This window comes from Nonomuraea sp. NPDC048901, from assembly GCF_040649695.1.
In the GTDB taxonomy this organism is placed as follows: Bacteria; Actinomycetota; Actinomycetes; order Streptosporangiales; family Streptosporangiaceae; genus Nonomuraea.
Map to the genome: position 1 here is coordinate 103,667 of NZ_JBEZFW010000016.1, position 13,941 is coordinate 117,607.

Annotated in this window: 16 protein-coding genes; 13 read left to right on the top strand and 3 right to left on the bottom strand. The window is 68.8% G+C overall.

Annotation, left to right across the window (positions count from 1 at the left end; translation table 11 throughout):
* The first annotated feature begins 80 nt into the window (after positions 1 to 80).
* The 10 genes from AB0C30_RS41975 to AB0C30_RS42020 all read left to right on the top strand — a co-directional run bounded on the left by AB0C30_RS41975 (position 81) and on the right by AB0C30_RS42020 (position 8,377).
* On the top strand, positions 81 to 1,244 hold the full coding sequence (locus tag AB0C30_RS41975) for an acetoin utilization protein AcuC (RefSeq protein WP_357954615.1): 1,164 nt from the start codon (positions 81 to 83) through the stop codon (positions 1,242 to 1,244).
* Positions 1,245 to 1,252: 8 nt separating this feature from the next.
* Positions 1,253 to 2,035 carry a phosphatase gene (locus AB0C30_RS41980; protein ID WP_357954617.1) on the top strand — a complete coding sequence of 261 codons (783 nt, stop codon included), beginning with the start codon at positions 1,253 to 1,255 and terminating at the stop codon, positions 2,033 to 2,035.
* A gap of 312 nt (positions 2,036 to 2,347) precedes the next feature.
* On the top strand, positions 2,348 to 2,551 hold the full coding sequence (locus tag AB0C30_RS41985) for a helix-turn-helix domain-containing protein (RefSeq protein WP_026214222.1): 204 nt from the start codon (positions 2,348 to 2,350) through the stop codon (positions 2,549 to 2,551).
* A 176-nt stretch (positions 2,552 to 2,727) separates the two neighbouring features.
* The gene (locus AB0C30_RS41990; protein WP_018654693.1) at positions 2,728 to 2,826 is read left to right on the top strand and encodes an AURKAIP1/COX24 domain-containing protein; all 99 of its coding nucleotides are present in this window, start codon (positions 2,728 to 2,730) and stop codon (positions 2,824 to 2,826) included.
* A gap of 22 nt (positions 2,827 to 2,848) precedes the next feature.
* Positions 2,849 to 3,844 carry an NAD-dependent epimerase/dehydratase family protein gene (locus tag AB0C30_RS41995; RefSeq protein ID WP_357954619.1) on the top strand — a complete coding sequence of 332 codons (996 nt, stop codon included), beginning with the start codon at positions 2,849 to 2,851 and terminating at the stop codon, positions 3,842 to 3,844.
* Positions 3,845 to 3,867: 23 nt separating this feature from the next.
* On the top strand, positions 3,868 to 4,737 hold the full coding sequence (locus AB0C30_RS42000) for a lysophospholipid acyltransferase family protein (protein WP_357954997.1): 870 nt from the start codon (positions 3,868 to 3,870) through the stop codon (positions 4,735 to 4,737).
* Positions 4,738 to 4,843: 106 nt separating this feature from the next.
* Positions 4,844 to 5,842, top strand: coding sequence for a ThiF family adenylyltransferase (locus AB0C30_RS42005; protein WP_357954621.1), 999 nt, complete (start codon positions 4,844 to 4,846; stop codon positions 5,840 to 5,842).
* A gap of 51 nt (positions 5,843 to 5,893) precedes the next feature.
* The gene (locus AB0C30_RS42010; RefSeq protein ID WP_357954623.1) at positions 5,894 to 6,688 is read left to right on the top strand and encodes an SDR family NAD(P)-dependent oxidoreductase; all 795 of its coding nucleotides are present in this window, start codon (positions 5,894 to 5,896) and stop codon (positions 6,686 to 6,688) included.
* Between the two features lie 109 nt (positions 6,689 to 6,797).
* The gene (locus tag AB0C30_RS42015) at positions 6,798 to 7,379 is read left to right on the top strand and encodes a sigma-70 family RNA polymerase sigma factor (RefSeq protein WP_357954625.1); all 582 of its coding nucleotides are present in this window, start codon (positions 6,798 to 6,800) and stop codon (positions 7,377 to 7,379) included.
* A 2-nt stretch (positions 7,380 to 7,381) separates the two neighbouring features.
* Positions 7,382 to 8,377 (top strand): LCP family protein, encoded by a 996-nt coding sequence (locus AB0C30_RS42020; RefSeq protein ID WP_357954627.1) that lies wholly within the window; start codon positions 7,382 to 7,384, stop codon positions 8,375 to 8,377.
* Between the two features lie 315 nt (positions 8,378 to 8,692).
* On the opposite strand, the gene AB0C30_RS42025 is transcribed toward AB0C30_RS42020, so the two are convergent.
* Positions 8,693 to 9,568 (bottom strand): HAD-IB family hydrolase, encoded by an 876-nt coding sequence (locus tag AB0C30_RS42025; RefSeq protein ID WP_357954629.1) that lies wholly within the window; start codon positions 9,566 to 9,568, stop codon positions 8,693 to 8,695.
* 136 nt (positions 9,569 to 9,704) lie between these two features.
* Between AB0C30_RS42025 and AB0C30_RS42030 the strand changes: the two genes are divergently transcribed.
* On the top strand, positions 9,705 to 9,932 hold the full coding sequence (locus tag AB0C30_RS42030; RefSeq protein ID WP_357954631.1) for a helix-turn-helix domain-containing protein: 228 nt from the start codon (positions 9,705 to 9,707) through the stop codon (positions 9,930 to 9,932).
* A 46-nt stretch (positions 9,933 to 9,978) separates the two neighbouring features.
* The gene (locus AB0C30_RS42035; protein WP_357954633.1) at positions 9,979 to 10,725 is read left to right on the top strand and encodes a transposase; all 747 of its coding nucleotides are present in this window, start codon (positions 9,979 to 9,981) and stop codon (positions 10,723 to 10,725) included.
* Between the two features lie 103 nt (positions 10,726 to 10,828).
* Here the strand turns inward: AB0C30_RS42035 and AB0C30_RS42040 are convergent, their stop codons facing one another.
* Both AB0C30_RS42040 and AB0C30_RS42045 read right to left on the bottom strand, forming a co-directional pair.
* Positions 10,829 to 11,461, bottom strand: coding sequence for a DUF5667 domain-containing protein (locus AB0C30_RS42040; RefSeq protein WP_357954635.1), 633 nt, complete (start codon positions 11,459 to 11,461; stop codon positions 10,829 to 10,831).
* 68 nt (positions 11,462 to 11,529) lie between these two features.
* The gene (locus tag AB0C30_RS42045; RefSeq protein ID WP_357655008.1) at positions 11,530 to 12,168 is read right to left on the bottom strand and encodes a sigma-70 family RNA polymerase sigma factor; all 639 of its coding nucleotides are present in this window, start codon (positions 12,166 to 12,168) and stop codon (positions 11,530 to 11,532) included.
* Positions 12,169 to 12,346: 178 nt separating this feature from the next.
* Between AB0C30_RS42045 and AB0C30_RS42050 the strand changes: the two genes are divergently transcribed.
* Entirely contained in the window at positions 12,347 to 13,930 is a 1,584-nt protein-coding gene (locus AB0C30_RS42050; protein ID WP_357954637.1) for an antibiotic biosynthesis monooxygenase, read from the top strand.
* Positions 13,931 to 13,941: the final 11 nt, after the last annotated feature.

The window sequence follows — 13,941 nt, forward strand, 5'->3', positions numbered from 1 at the left end:
GAACAGCCCCCGTCACCGTCTGGACGCGGCCAGTTGACGCTGCGGTAACGTCGCTTCAAGGGCGAGGGACGGGAGCAAGAATGAGTTCTACGGCACGGGCCATCTGGGACGATGCTCTCACTTCCTACGATTTCGGGCCGAGTCATCCGCTGGCGCCCGTCAGGGTGGAGCTGACGATGGCGCTCGCCCGTGAGCTCGGCGTGCTGGACAAGATCGAGGTGGTCGGCTGTGTGCCCGCCACCGACGACGAACTGGCCCTGGTGCACCGGCGCGACTACATCGAGGCCGTCAAGCGCGTCTCCGCCTCCGGTGGGGCCGACCTGTCCGTGGGGCTCGGCACGTCCGACAATCCGGCCTTCAAGGGCGTACACGATGCCTCGGCGCTCATCGCGGGCGCGACGCTCGCGGCCGCCCGCGCGGTCTGGGAGGGCACGGCCGAGCACGCGGTCAACATCTCCGGCGGTCTGCACCACGCGATGGCCGGTAACGCCAGCGGCTTCTGCGTCTACAACGATCCGGCGCTGGCCATCGCCTGGCTGCTCGCGCAGGGGGTCGGCCGCATCGCCTATGTGGACGTCGATGTGCACCACGGCGACGGCGTGCAGGCGCTGTTCTACGACGATCCCCGGGTGCTGACGATCAGCCTGCACGAGAGCCCGCGCACGCTGTTCCCCGGCACCGGCTACCCGGGGGAGACGGGCGCGGAGGGCACGGCGGTCAACGTGGCGCTGCCCGCGGGCTGCGGAGACGAGGGCTGGCTGCGGGCCTTCGACTCGGTCGTGCCGCCGCTGCTGCGCGAGTTCCGGCCGGAGATCCTGGTGACCCAGCACGGCTGCGACAGCCACGCGCTCGACCCGCTCGCCAACCTGATGCTCAGCCTCGACGGTCAGCGCACCGCCTACTCCGCCCTGCACCGGCTGGCGCACGAGACGGCCGGCGGCCGGTGGCTCGCGACGGGCGGGGGCGGCTACGAGTTGGTCCAGGTGGTGCCGCGGGCCTGGACGCACCTGATGGCCGAGCTGTCCGGGCATCCGCTCGACCCGGCCACCCAGACACCCCCGGCCTGGCGGGCGTTCGTACGGGAGCGGACGGGCGAGACGCCCCCGCTGACCATGACGGACGGCAGAAATCCGGAATTTCGCGACCTAGCTGGTGGTTATGACCCAGCAGACCCCATCGACCGTGCGGTCATGGCGACCCGACAGGCGGTCTTCCCCCTGCACGGCCTCGACCCGATGCCTTAGGGAGAGTTGTGCTCAGCCGCGACCAATTCCGCGAACACCTGGTCCGCACCCGGATCGCCGGCGAGGTCGCCACGTCGCGCGAGAACAATCTCGACCACTACAGCTCGGTGGCCAACCGCGATCCCTATTACATGCTGGGACTCACCCTGGAACAGCCTTGGTCGTTCCGTGACGTCCTCGCGCAGATGGTCAAGGCGGCCGGCGTGCAGGCCGACGCGGGACACCGCTGGGGCCAGGACACCATCGACCCCGACCTGACGATCGACGCGCTCGACGCCATGGCCGACCGGATCGCCGGCGTGCTGTCGCGGGACAAGCCGCGGCTGCTGTTCGCCACCGGGCACCCCACGGGCCTGCTCGTCGTCCACTTGGCGCTCGCCCGGTTCGCCGTGGAGCGCGGGGCGACGCTGCTGACGCCGGCCGAGGGCTGGACCTACTCCGGATCGGGTTTCGGACGCGCACGTAAGATCCGCTACCTCCAGGACATCGCCATGCTCGATGACAAGGGCGGATTCGTGCACACCCACGACTCCGCCCCGATGGAGCGGATGCTGACCGTCCTGGGCGAGGTCACGCCGGACCTCGTCATCGCCGACCACGGCTGGGCGGGAGCGGCTGGAGAGGCGGGTGTGCCGACGGTGGCGTTCGCCGACAGCAACGACCCCGGACTCTTCCTCGGCGAGGCCGAAGGCAAGATCGACGTGGTCGTACCCCTCGATGACAATGTGCTACCGCGCTACTACGAGCCGCTGATCGCCCATCTTGTCACACGAGCCTCACAGGCCCTTTGAGTTCAATTCGGTCATCCCCATACTGTCTTTTCGCGCCTGCATTCCAAGAGGCTCGCAGTCCCTTTGCCAACTTTTGAGGGGGCCTGGGCGACTCTTATGTGTGACAAGTTGGACAGTTCCAACGTCCAGGCGAGGTGCTCAAGCCGGTGGTTAACCAGCGATTTTGCTGGTTTGGCTGACAGGTAGCTCCGTCAGCTGAGAAAATAGGGGGTTTGCGCTGTCGGAGTCCCGACTTACGCTGACGGCAGTACACGTGCGTGAGCAGTGGCACCAGTGGGGATAACCCGTAAACACGTGCGGAAGAGGCGTCCGATGGGTGCAGGCGAAAGACCTCTCAGTGAGGTGAAGTTCCTGACGGTGGCGGAAGTGGCCACGGTCATGCGGGTGTCCAAGATGACGGTGTACCGCCTGGTGCACTCTGGCGAGCTGCCGGCCATCCGAGTCGGTCGGTCGTTCAGGGTGCCCGAGCAGGCGGTCCACGACTATCTGCGGGAGGCCTACATCGAGGCAGGGTAGATCTTGAGGTAGCGGCGTATGCCACACGCCGTGAATGCCGTCGTGGGAGACGCCCGGTCGCCACCGAGCGGCCGGGCTCACCCCCAGGGGGCGATCCACAGCCGATCGCCGGTAGTCTGTGATCCGGTGTGCGCTCGCGCATCGGTTCAGATCTGCTATCAGTACCTGGGGGTCCCGTGGGCTCTGTGATCAAGAAGCGCCGCAAGCGGATGGCCAAGAAGAAGCACCGCAAGCTGCTCAAGAAGACGCGCATCCAGCGGCGCAACAAGAAGTAACAGACGCAGCTGCGAGGCGCTGATGACCCACACCGTGCTCGTCACCGGGGTCTCGCGCCACGTGGGCGCTCGGATGGCGAGCGTGCTCGCCGCCGACCCGGACATCAGTCGCGTCATCGGAGTGGACACCGTGCCGCCCCCCTCGCTGACGCGAGATGGCGGCATCTCCCTCGGCCGGACGGAGTTCGTCCGGGTCGATCTGCGCAGCCCCGACATCGCTCAGGTGATCGCGGCTGCCGACATCGACACCGTTGTGCACATGAGCCTGGTCAGCGCTCCGTCGCGGGGCGCGGGCAGGGCCGTGATGAAGGAGCACAACGTCATCGGCACCATGCAGTTGCTCGGTGCCTGCCAGCGGTCGGCGACCGTGCGGCGCGTGGTGGTCCGTTCGACCACCGCCGTCTACGGTTCGTCGCCACGGGATCCGGCGGTGTTCACGGAGGACCTGGAGCCGCACGACGGCCCGAGCCACGGCTACGCCAAGGACGCCGTCGAGGTGGAGGGCTACGTGCGCGGTTTCGCGCGTCGTCGGCCCGACATGGCGGTCTCGCTGCTGCGCTTCGCCAACTTCATGGGTCCCGGCGTCGACTCGCCGCTCACCCGCTACTTCACCCAGCCGGTGCTGCCGACCGTGTTCGGCTTCGATCCGCGGCTGCAGTTCGTCCATGAGGACGACGCCGTCGAGGTGTTGCGGCGGATGGCGACCGAAGATCACCCCGGCACGTACAACGTGGCCGGGGCAGGCGTGTTGCTGCTGTCGCAGTGCGCGCGCCGGGCGGGGCGGCCGTCGTTGCCGCTGTTCGCGCCCGCCTTCCGCCTGCTGGGCGATGCCGCGCGCCGCGCCGGACTGGTCGACTACTCGCCCGAGCAGGTCCGGCTGATGAGCCATGGCCGGGCGGTCGACTGCTCCAGGCTGGAGGCCGAGCTGGGCTGGAAGCCCAAGTTCACCACCGGAGCGGCTTTCGACGACTTTCTGCGCTCGCGGGGGCTGCACCCGCTCGGAGGTGTGCGGCATTGAGCGTCCCGGACGACGAGGCCCGCGTGATCCCCATCAGCTCGGCACCCTCCTTCGAGGAGCCGGAGCCGCTCGCCAGGCTGCTGGCCTTCATCCGCCGGCGCATCACCGGCGACTACGAGGTCGACGAGTTCGGCTATGACGCCGAGCTGACGGACAAGGTGCTGCTGGAGCTGATCAGGCCCCTCTACCACCACTGGTTCAGGGTCGAGACGGTCGATCTGAAGAACGTGCCCGATGAGGGCGGCGCGCTGGTCGTGGCCAACCACTCCGGCACGCTGCCGGTCGACGCGCTGATGATGCAGGTGGCGCTGCACGACGAGGCCGACCGGCCGCTGCGGCTGCTCGGCGCCGACCTGGTCTACCAGCTTCCGATGCTCGCCCACCTGTCGCGCAAGACCGGCCACACGCTGGCCTGCCGCGAGGACGCCGACCGGCTGCTGCGCAAGGGCGAGCTCGTCGGGGTGTTCCCCGAGGGGTTCAAGGGCGTCGGCAAGCCGTTCTCCGAGCGCTACAAGCTGCAGCGCTTCGGCCGCGGTGGGTTCGTCGCGTCGGCGATCCGCGCCGGGGTGCCGATCCTGCCCACCGCCATCGTGGGCGCCGAGGAGATCTACCCCAAGATCGGCGATCTGCCGACGCTGGCCAGGCTGCTCGGCCTGCCCTATCTGCCGATCACCCCGCTCTTCCCGCTGCTCGGCCCGCTCGGCCTGGTGCCGCTGCCGTCGAAGTGGATGATCCAGTTCGGGGAGCCCATCCGTACCGACGAGTACGACGCGGCGGACGCCGACGATCCGGTGCTGGTGTTCAACCTCACCGATCACATCCGCGAGATCATCCAGCAGATGCTCAACGAGCTGAGGCTGCGCCGCGGCCCCGCCTTTCCGCCATTCTTCTGAACTCAACAGAATCTTGACATGATCGGTCAAGCCATCAAGGATGGGGAAACCGAGCAAGGCAAGACGGCGGCTGGACACCCATGGGTTCGACACCTAGGGAGCGTGCATGAGACGGCTCGTCGACTCCGTGCTCGTCACGAACGCTGGCGACCAGGTGATCCTGTCGACCGGCTCGCGTGACGGATTATCGCTGCGGGGCGACCTCGACCGCGTCGAGCAGGCGGTCACGCTGCTGCGGGACGGCGTCGACGACAGTGAGATCCACGCGGACCGGCTGCTGGCCGACCTGGTGGCGGCGCTGACGCACATGGGGTGGCTCACCTCGGAGCCGCCGCAGTCGGCGGCCGAGTCCACGGGCCGGCTCGCCCGCCAGCACGGCTACCTGACACTTTTCGCCCCCGACGCGCGCGAGCTCCAGTCGCGGATCGCCGCCTGCACGATCATGCTCCTCGGCGTGGGCGGCATTGGCGCGGTCGCGGCCCAGCATCTGGGCGCCGCCGGGGTCGGCCGCATCGTGGCCGTCGATCCCGACGTGGTCGAGCTGCACAACCTCAACAGACAGCTGCCGTACACGACAAGGGACGTGGGCGTGCCCAAGGTCGACGCGCTCAGCGCGCGGCTGCGTGACTTCGCGCCCGAGACCGAGGTGGTGTCCGTACGGCGGCGTGTCGCCAGTGCGGCCGACCTCGACGGCCTGCCGCACGTGGACCTCGTCCTCATCGGCGCCGACGAGCCCGCCGAGCTGGCCGACACGGTCTGGCGGTGGTGCCGCGAACGTGACGTGGCCATGAGCCGTGCGGCCGTCGCCCACGAGCACGGCCACTGGGGCCCGCTGCTGTCGCCCCGCGAGGGACACTGCCACACCTGCTTCGAGCACGCCCGTGAGGCCGGGCTGTCGCGCGAGCGGCGGCTGGAGGGCGGTCACGGTCCCACGCCGTGGTCGTTCGGCGCCACCAACACGGTCATCGCGGCCTGGGCCGTGCACGACATCGTCCAGTACATCGCCACGTCCGAGTGCCCCACGCTCAACCGCCGCGCCCACCTGGACTTCGCCCACGGTGAGCTGCACTTCCTCGACGGTCCCCGCTGCACCTGCAACCAGTAGCGGGCCGCCGGTGTTCTCCGACTGAGAACACACCGGAAGCGAAGGAAAACTATGGATCTGCAACTTACCGGCCGCGTCGCCATCGTCACCGGGGCGTCCAAGGGCATCGGCCTGGCCGTGACCAATACCCTGATCGAGGAGGGCGCCCACGTCGTCGCGGCCTCCAGGACCCGCACCCCCGAGCTGCCCGGCAAGGCGGTGCACGTGCCGGTCGACCTGATGGACCCGCAGGCGCCCGCCGAGGTGGTCGCCCGCGCGGTCGAGGAGTTCGGGCGGGTGGACATCCTGGTCAACAACGCCGGCGGCCCGCCGCCCGGCGTGACGCTGCCGCACGCCGGGTTCATGACCTCGGACGACGACACCTGGCGGGGGATGTTCGAGTTCAACCTGTTCTCGGTCATCCGGATGATCCGCTCCGCCGTACCGGTGATGCTGGAGGGCGGCGGCGGCTCGATCGTCAACGTCTCCTCCGTCACCGCCCGGCAGCCTTCGGCGGTGAACATGGACTACGGCGCGGCCAAGTCGGCCCTCACCTTCGTCAGCAAGGCGGTCGACGAGGAGTACGGCCCGCAGGGCATCCGGGTCAACACCGTCTCTCCCGGGCCCGTGCTCACCCCCTGGTGGACCGACGAGGGCGGCGCGGCTGACGTCTTCGGGGGCATGGTCGGCGCCGACCGGGACAGCGTGATCACCAAGGTGGCCCCGGAGATGATGAAGCTGACGACGGGCCGCCTGGTCACCCCGCAGGAGGTCGCCGACGCGATCGCGCTCCTGGTCTCGCCCCGCTCCGGCAGCACGGCGGGCGCCGACCTCGTGATCGACGGAGGTTGCGTCAAGGAGGTGTGAGCGCGAACTCCGCGGTTTGCGGCGGCCCGCTGAACGTGGACCACCGTGAACCTGAATGGCGGGTTGTGGTGATACATCCCTGACCGACTTCCCCCGCAGAAGGGCGGAGATGATCACGCAACCCGCCACCAGGGGTGCGGACGCAGAGCTCGTGCACGCTTCGCTGACCGATCCTGAAGTGTTCGCCGAGCTCTTCGACCGCTACTCCGCCATGCTCTACAGGTACGTCTCCAAACGGCTGGGCCCCGAGCCCGCCGAGGACATCGTCGGCGAGACGTTCCTGGTCGCTTTCTCCCGCAGGAAGAGCTACGACCCGAGCTATCCAGACGCCCGGCCGTGGCTCTTCGGCATTTTGACCAAGCTCGTCTCCCGGCATCACCGCACCGAGGCGGCCCGCTACCGCGCCCTGCAGCGCGCCCCTGTCGACGCCGACGTGGAGTCCCCGGCCGACCGCGTGGCCGCCGGGGTGACCGCGCAGGCGTCGCGCCCCGAGCTGGCCAGCGCGCTGGCCGCCCTGCCCGCCAAGGACCGCGACGTGCTCCTGCTGATCGCTTGGGGCGATCTGACGTACGAGGAGGTCGCGCGGGCGCTCGGCATCCCGATCGGCACCGTACGCTCCCGCCTCAACAGGGGCAGGCGGAAGGTACGCGCGGCGCTCGGCGACACCAACCCGATGCTTGAGGAGGAGTGACGATGGACGACCTGAAGATGCTCCGCGACCTCGGCAGGGAGCTCGAACACCAGCCTCCGGCGACGCTGGTCCGCCAGCGGCAGCGCCTGCTCCAGGCCAGACCGCGGCGCAGGCGGTTGACGTGGCTGCTGACGGGTCTCGTCGCGGTGGCCACGATGGCCACCGTGGCCACCGTCGCCGTGCCCACGCTGATGCTGGCGGGCCGCCAGACCGTGCCTCAACCGGCAGGTGCCCGCCCGGCCAACACGAGCGGCACGCTGAACGTGCTCCTGGTCGGCAGCGACAGCCAGGGAGGTTCGGACAGGTTCGACAACGGAGCCCGCTCCGACACGCTCCTGCTGCTGCATCTGCCGGCCGACCGGACGAAGGCCACGATCATCTCCTTCCCCAGGGACTCGATGGTGCGGATCCCCGCCTGCGGGTCCCAGCCGGCCAGGAAAGACATGATCAATCAGGCGTTCCGTATCGGCGGTCTCGCCTGTTCGGTGAAGACGGTCGAGACGCTGACGAAGGTGCGTGTCGACCACATGATGGAGGTCGAGTTCTCGGGCGTGGAGGCCATCGTGAACGCCCTCGGCGGGGTCGAGGTCACGTTGCCGCAGGCGGTGGATGACAAGAACACGAAGCTGAGGCTCTCTGCGGGCAAGCACTTGCTCAACGGCAAGCAGGCGCTGGGCTACATCCGGTTGCGTCACTACGGCGACGGGTCGGACATCCAGCGCATCAAGCGCCAGCAGGTGCTCATGATGTCGATGCTGAAGAAGGCCAAGCAGCGGCTGAAGGATCCGGCGGCCCTGCGCTCCTTCCTCACCACGGCCGGCAAGTCGTTCAAGACCGACCCGGAGTTCGACCTCGACACCATGATCGGCATCGCCGGGACGCTGGAGAAGACCAAGATGCCCTTCGTCATGGTCCCCTGGGAGCCCGATCCCGACGACCGGAACCGGATCGTGTGGAAGCAACCGGAGGCGGAGCAGCTCTTCGCCAGCTTGCGGTAGTTGCCCCTGGGGGTTCGTCCACATGACCGTCTCGATCCCTGCGACGGTCCGTGGTGGTTGAGGTCCTTGGGAGGGACACCCCCTCCGGGGGCGGAAGAAGCCGGTTTGTGGTGGCTCGGGTCCCTTGGACGGATACCCCTCCGGAGGAGGGAAGCAGCCGGTCCGTCGTGGCTGGGGGCCTTTGGGGACGCCCCTCCGGGGAGAGGAGGAGGAACCGGGTCGTCGTGGCTGGGGCACTGTTGGGATGCCCCTCCGGGGAGAGGGAGCAGCCGGTCCGTCGTGGCCGAGGTCTCCTGGAGGGGATGCCCGGGTCGGCTACTGCGTTGAGCGGTAGTGCTTGCGGAGGGCGATGCCGGCGGCGATGCCGCCGGCCACCGCTCCGACGCCCGCGGCGATCGGCAGGGCGGTCAGCGTCGCCTTTCTGCCGGTACGGAAGTCCTTGATCGGCCAGTCGTGCTTCTTGGCGTGCTCGCGCAGCTCGCTGTCGGGGTTGATGGCCACCGGCTTGCCGACCAGCGACAGCATCGGCAGGTCGTTGGCCGAGTCGCTGTAGGCGGTGCACCGGGTGAGGTCGAGGCCCTCCCTGCGGGCCAGCGCCCGCACCGCCTCGGCCTTGGCCGGGCCGTGCAGCAGGTCGCCGACCAGCCGCCCGGTGTAGACGCCGTTGGTGGTCTCGGCCACCGTGCCGAGCGCGCCGGTCAGGCCGAGGCGCTGGGCGATGACCCTGGCCAGCTCGACCGGCGTGGCCGTGACCAGCCAGACGCGCTGGCCGCGGTCGAGGTGGCTCTGCGCGAGCGCTCGGGTGCCGCCCCAGATGCGGTCGGACATGACCTCGTCGTAGATCTCCTCGCCCAGCCGGATCACGTCGTCGACCTTCGCGCCCGCGACGAACGCCAGCGCGGTCTCGCGGGCCACCGCGATGTGCTCGGGGTTCTCGTTGCCGCGCAGCCGGAACACCGCCTGGCCGACGGCGAACTTGAACAGGTCAGAGGTGGTGAACAGGCCGCGCGTCGCCAGGCCCCTGGCGAAGTGGTAGATGGAGGCGCCGCGCATCATCGTGTTGTCGACGTCGAAGAAGGCGGCCGCCTGCTGGTCGGGCTCCGTAGGGGTCACCGTCACCGCGGCCGCCGCTGCGGCCTCGCCGGCGAGCTCCGCCTCCGCCTCGCGCTGTCGTCGCATTAGCCGCCACATGCGCCTCAGCTTATCGAAGGTCCGCTGAAAGCCTCGGCCTTCGGTTCGGGCCGGGGATGAATGCGGTCCTGTCAGATGGCCCGCCGGAGGCGGGACAGCCCGGGGTAAGTAGCGCGGACCCGGAAGCGGTCAGGTCGTGTTGGCGGGTCGCAGGTACCGGCTGGAGTTCGACTTCGGGCAACAGATGTTCGCCGAGCGGCTGGGCGGGATCTGCCGCAGCGTGTGGAACACCGGCCGCGAATACCGGGGTGAGGCGCCTACCTCAGTTACGAGGAGCAGTGCGCACAACTCGCCGAGGCGAAGAAGGATCCGTACTGCGACTGGCTCGCCGACGCTCCCGCCCAGGTCATCCAGCAGACGCTGAAGGACCTGGACCAGGCGTGCCGACAGCACGGCACCTGGAAGGTGCGTTGGAAGTCGCGGACGAAGTGGAAGCCGTCGTTTCGGTTCCCCACCGCGAAACACATCCCCGTCGAGCGGATCAAGGACGGGTGGGGCCGGGTGTTGCTGCCGAAATTCGGGTGGGTGAAGTTCCGGATGTCACGCCCTCTGGGGGGACGGTGAAGTCCGCGACCGTCTCGCGCGACGGCAGGCACTGGTTCATCTCGTTCCTGGTGCAGGACGGCCTCACTCGGGTTGAACACCACCTTCATCTCGATGCGCACGCCGGGGTGGACCGGGGTGTGGTCACGGCCGCGGTCACCTCCGACGGGGAGTTCTTCGATCGCCGCCACGCCGGAACCGGTAGTTTGTCCAGTCTGGTGCCACCCCCTGAGTGCAAACAGGACAGGCAGCCCGATCTGGGGTTCCTCACTCCGGGCGAGGCGGAACGCTATCTGCGGCTCCAGCGGCGGCTTGCCCGGTCGAAGAAGGGCTCCCGGCAGCGTGAACATGTCGTCGCGGCGATGGGCGACATCATGCGCCGCGTCCGGTGGCGTCGCGCGGATTTCAACGCCCAGGCCGCGCACCGCCTCACCCGCCGCTACGCCATCGTGGTCCTGGAGAACCTCAACATCGACGGCATGACCACCAGCGTGCGGCGCAGGCCTGCGGGCACACCGAGCACGCCGACATCGTCGGGGCGAAGAACACGTTGGTCAGATATCGGGCGGCCGGGCTGGTCGTTCCAGGGCGTGGAGACCCATCCGGGTCCGTGAAGCGTCAAGCACCCCGTTCCACAGCGCGAGCCGCGCAAGCGGCATGAGCTGCCGCGTAAGCGGCACGGGAACCTCCGTCCCTTTAGAGCGGAGAGCAGGTCAACTAGCGCGGGGCCACAAGCCCGTCTATGTAGTCGAGGTAGCCCGTCGCCTTGTCCTGTTGATCCCCGTCCATCCGTTCGAGCATTGGTTCGACCATGTTTTTCTGGTCGCGCGCGAACCGGTTGATCTTCGGTGAGCGCGGCTCGGCCCGCTCCAGCCTCCTGATGCCGGACCGGGTCGAGTCCTCCATCTCCTTGAGCGTCTTGGTGACCAGCGGTCCGTCGCCGGACGAGCCGAGCAACTGGGCGACTTCGGCCGCCCGGGTCTTGGCCGAGACCAGCTCGCGCTCGGCCCGCTGCACGTCGTCGGTGCTGAGCCGGACCAGCGTGCTCTCCGCGGCGCGCTTGAGCGGGTAAAGCGTGTCGCCGGGCAGTGCGTGGTAGGTGGCGAAGGCCGACAGCATCATGGCCGCCGCCAGGCCGAACGTGGCGGCCTGGGAGAGCCAGGAGAGCCGCCGCCCCGGACGGCGATGGGAACGGCGGGCCCGTACGGGCTCGGGGAGGCGCTGTGCGCACAGGAGCTCGGCGCGGAGACGTTCGCGGAAGGCGGCGGCCGGACCCCCGCCCAGCGGGAGCCGTCGCAGCTCTGTGAGGTGTTCGAGCACGCGCTCGCGCGATATGCGCGCCCTACCCATGACAGCTCCCTGACGCCGCCGGGGAATCCGATCGTGACATCTGCCTAACGACGTGCCGCTGGTGGAGGTTACGCCAGGTCGTGCTTGAGCGCCCTGGCCAGGGCCCGGATCGCTCGGAACTGCAGGGCTTTGATCGCTCCACTCTTCTTCCCCATGATCAACGCGGTCTCGGCGAGCGACAGGCCGTGCAGGAACCGCAGAACCACGCATTCCTGCTGCTCGGGATTCAGATCCTGGACGGCGCGGAGCATCCGGTCGTTGATGATGGCCGTGACGACGGCGTTCTCCGGGATGTGCGGGCCGTCGAGCGGGACGTCGATCACCTCCCCGGTCGGGATTTCCAGGCGATAGCGGCCGGACTTGAAGTGATCGGTGACCAGGTTCCTGGCGATGGTGACCAGCCAGGCGCCGAAGTCACGGCCCTGCCAGGTGAAGTCGGTGATCCGGCGAAGCGCGCGGAGAAAGGTCTCGCTGGTGAGATCCTCGGCCAGCGGATGCGAGCCGACGCGGAAGTAGATATAGCGATAGACAAGATCCACGTATCGGTCATAGAGCGTGCCAAAGGCATCCGAGTCTCCGGTCTTGGCGTGCAGCACCAGCATGCGGAGGTCATCGGGAATCTCTTCGCGCACGGCAAGCTCGCTCGTCCGGGCGGGACCAGCGACCGCTGGTGGGAGCAGCCCGGCGAACGGCCACGAGTCAGGCATCCGGTATCCCTAGGGGTAAGGGGTGCGGCGTGCTCGAACACTCTAGAAATCAACCGGAAATTCCACAATCCGCTTCGTGAAGGCATGACTAGCCGTAATCGGCCGATACCGTGTGGACCGACCCGTTCCCTCTTCGGCTACCGGCTGGGAGGCATAGTCCGGCAGCATTGGAGTCACCATGGAGATCCTCGTTGCTGTCCTAGCCTTTGTCGGTGCCCTCCTCGCCGCGATCGGCGCAGTCGCCCTGGTCCGGCGCCTGCGTGACGAGGTGGAGGGGTGGTTGATCGCCTGGACCGTTTCAGCCGTCGCGCTCTGCCTGGCGCTCGGTGCGATCGGCGTCGGCTACCTGATGGGATTCGGGGACGTCACCTTCAAGGTCTACCAACTGACCGGATCCCTCCTCGCGCCCTTCTGGCTGGCCATCGGACTGGTCCAACTCCTGTCGGAGAAGGTGCCGCCGAAATTCGCCGGCTGGCTGCTCGGGATCGCGTTCACCATCGTCGCCACCGTGGTGCTCATCTTCGACCCGGTGAGCAGGGCCGACGAGATGGGCAAGCTGCTCCCCGCGGCCGAGGGGCACTGGAACCTCATCCCGAACTACCTGCTGATCGGCGCGCACTCCATCGCCGGGCTGATCATGCTGGCGGCCGTGGTGATCGCGGCGCTGCGCTGGCGCAACGGTGACGAACTCGACACCGACAACCTGCACGCGGTCATGGTCATCGCGCCCTCGGGCATCGCGATCATCGGGGCGATGAGGTTCGCGGTGCCGGGCTTCTTCGCCACCGCGCTGTTCGTGGTGGCCGCCGCGGGCATCTGGTACGCCGTGCTGCGCCCCCTGGCGCCGTACGAGGACGACGACGAGGACGACGAGCTCGAGGGCCACCGCGGCGAGCGGTCCGGCGAGCGGTCGGCTGAGCGGTCCTCTCATGGCCGCCGGGCCATGCGGGATCGGGACCCCTTCCCCCAGCCGGACTCCTTCCCCCACTCGGAGCCGTTCCTCCCCTCGGACTCCTTCCCTCGGTCGGAGCCCTTCCCCCAGCCGCTCGCCGACATGCCGATGCAGGGGCCGCCCCAGCAACAGCAGCAGCCGCCTCCCGGTCAGCCCCGCCGGTCGGGCCTGGGTGATCTGGTGGCCGAATACCGGGCGGGCGACCAGCCGGTCGACTACGCCGCCCGGATGGCGCCGCCGCCCGACCAGGGCCCCTCGACCGGCTACATCATGAACGGCGGGCACGGCGCCGGGCCGCAGACCGGTCCCCAGGACTTCGGGATGCCCGGCACGGGCGCGGTCTACCCGGGGGCCGAGTTGTTCGCCACCGGCTCCCGCGCGGCCCAGCAGCCCCCTCAGGGCCAGCCCCCTCAGGCTCAGCCCGTGCGGACGCCGGCCCCGCAGGCCCAGCCTCAGCAGCAGGCGGCCTCCAGCAGGCCCTCACCGAGCATCTACGGCATGCTGACGGTCTTCACCCTCATGGACGGCTCAGGCGAGGCGTTCGACCGCCTGGCGGAGCTCACCGTCGAGGCCGTACGACGGGGCGAGCCCGACACGCTCATCTACGCCTGCCACGCGGTCAAATCGGCCCCGCTGCAGCGCATCGTCTATGAGCTCTACCGCGACGAGGTGGCCTACCGCGACCACCAGCGGCAGCCGCACGTCGAGCGGTTCGTCAACGAGCGCCAGGCCATGGTGCTGGCGACCAACATCATCGAGCTGAACGTCAACGCCGCCAAGGTCGTACCGCTCCCGACCGCGATGTTCTAGCTGCTCAGGGT